At 74.5% G+C, this 2,293-nt stretch carries 1 protein-coding gene, 1 tRNA gene and 1 pseudogene; 2 read left to right on the plus strand and 1 reads right to left on the minus strand.

The window, feature by feature from the left end:
• On the minus strand, positions 1 to 1,479 hold a 1,479-nt coding region (locus QR77_RS13015; protein ID WP_236710628.1), incomplete at its 3' end, for an MFS transporter.
• A gap of 182 nt (positions 1,480 to 1,661) precedes the next feature.
• On the opposite strand from QR77_RS13015, the gene QR77_RS13020 reads away from it, so the two are divergent.
• Positions 1,662 to 1,733 (plus strand) — tRNA-Cys (locus QR77_RS13020).
• A gap of 164 nt (positions 1,734 to 1,897) precedes the next feature.
• Positions 1,898 to 2,293, plus strand: a pseudogene (locus tag QR77_RS13025) (serine/threonine protein kinase); the annotation flags it as partial.

The raw sequence follows: 2,293 nt of genomic DNA on the forward strand, positions 1-2,293 counted from the left end.
CGACGTCGCCGCCGTGGCCGCCTGGCCCACCGCGCCGCCGCCCAGCGCGGCGAACGCGGCGCCGCCCACCGCCAGCAGGAGCACGTTCGACAGGCCGTCGGAGATCTGGAGCGCGGCGGAGTTCGCGCCCGCCTCCTCGGGTGCGGAGAGCTTGAACAGCATCACACTGGTCGACGCGATCACCATGCCCATGCCGAGGCAGCCGACCGCCCAGGCGACCGCGACGATCCACACCGGCACGGACTGGATCAGCACGCTCGGCGCCGTCGCGACGGCCGCGGTCACCAGCACCATGCCGCCCGTCATCAGCCGCTCGCGGTAGGGCTCCATGCGCGGCCTCGACTGGACGTACGAGCCGAGCGCCCAGGTCGCGCCGCCGACCGCGAGCGAGAGGCCCGCCATGGTCGGCGACAGGCCGCGCTGGGTGACCAGCATCAGCGGTACGAAGCTCTCGGCGGCGATGAAGGACCCGGCGGCGAGACCGCGCAGCAGCACCACGGACGGCAGCCCCCTGGCCGCCCGCCAGGTCCCGGCGGGGAGCAGCCCGAGGACGGCGGGTACGAGGAGCGCCACCCCGGCCACGGCCGGGACGAGGGACAGCAGGCGCAGGTCCTCACCCGCGTACTGGAGCAGTCCGGCGCCCACCGAGATCGCGAAAGCGAGCCGGATCCTGCGCCGGTCGAACGATGCGCGGGGCGCGGCGGGATGGGCGGGCCCGGCCGCCATGCGCCGTATCGCGGGCAGCGCGAGCGCAAGCGGCACGGCGATCAGGACCGGGATGCCGAGGAACACCCAGCGCCAGCCGAGGTGTTCGGTGACGGCCCCCGCGGCGAGCGGGCCGACCACGGACGGCACCACCCAGCTCGCGGCGAACGCGGCCATGATCGAGGGCCGCAGCCGCTCCGGGTAGGCCCGGCTGACGACGACGTACAGCGCGACGATGACCAGTCCCCCGCCGAGCCCCTGGACCGCGCGGCCGAGGATGAAGATCCACATCGTGCCGGCGGTGCCGGCGACCAGCAGCCCGGCGGCGAAGGCGCTGATGCCGGTGGCGAGCGGGGCGAGCGGGCCCGACCTGTCGGCCCACTGCCCGGAGACGACCATCGAGAGCAGGCTGGTGGTGAAGTACGCGGAGAAGGCGAAGGCGTAGAGCGGGATGCCGTGCAACTCGCGTGCGGCCACCGGCATCGCCGTGCCCACAGCGGTCGCCTCGAAGGCGATCAGCAGGACGACGGAGACGATGCCGATGGACAGGGCGCGGTGTACGGGGCCGAGCACCCCGGCTCCGGCCTGTCGGTCGTGCCGGCCGTCGTCGCGGCCGTGGTCCCGTCCGTGGTCCCGGCCGTGGTCCCGGCCGTCGAACCGTCCGTCGCCCTGGAGCGGGGGTATCGCGGGGACGCCGGTGACGGCGGTCCGGGACGGTACGGCGGACCCGTCGGCGGCGGCGACATCGGCGTCGCCTGGTTCCAGGGCGGTCATGGCTTCAGCGTAAGGGGCGTAGACGCGGTTGAGCCCTGTCGTAGGGTCCGACCGCACTGGTCCCTTGGTCGTACGTCCGGCGGCGCCGCTCATGAACGCCGTATGGCAGTCGCGTTGCGGCGCGCCCCGCGCCCTTGAGCGGCGGGCCCCGGTGGGCCTACCTTCGGTGAGTCGCACAGCACGGCCGTGTGCCCGAGTGGTTCAGGGACTCGACTGCAACTCGAGTTACGGGAGTTCGATTCTCCCCACGGCCTCAGGCACGGCGGGGTACGTCCCACAAAGGGAACGTACCCCGCCGCCTTTCCACCCCGGCCTCGCACACCACCTCCCCCCGCCTCCCCTCACCTCGCCCGAGCGCCCCGCGTATCCGGCTGGGTAAGCTCCCTTGGTCGAGGTCATGCCAACGGGGGGTTCACAGATGGAGCAGCGACGCCCGGACCCGGTCCGTACGGCGGGCTCCCGGGGCATCGGCCCGTACCACCTGATCACCCGTCTCGACCCGACAGGGCCCGGCCGACCGCCGGTCCCCGAGCACCGTTTCATCGCGTCCACCGCCGACGGCGCCCGTACGGTGCTGCTCTCCACGCCGCTGCCGGGCACCGACCCCGTGCGCTTCGCCGCCGAGGCGGCGGACGGGCGCGCGATGCCGGGGCCCTGGGTCGCCGGGGCCGCCGAGCTGGCCGGGCCCGGGGAGCCACCGTGGTACGCGGCGCCCTATCTGCCCGTTCTGCCGCTCGCCGCCGCGCTCGACGTCCAGGGAGGGCCGCTGCCCGAGCGGACGGTACGCGCGCTGGGCGCCGTACTGGCCGAGACC

Source organism: Streptomyces sp. 150FB, assembly GCF_000818195.1.
Lineage (GTDB): Bacteria > Actinomycetota > Actinomycetes > Streptomycetales > Streptomycetaceae > Streptomyces.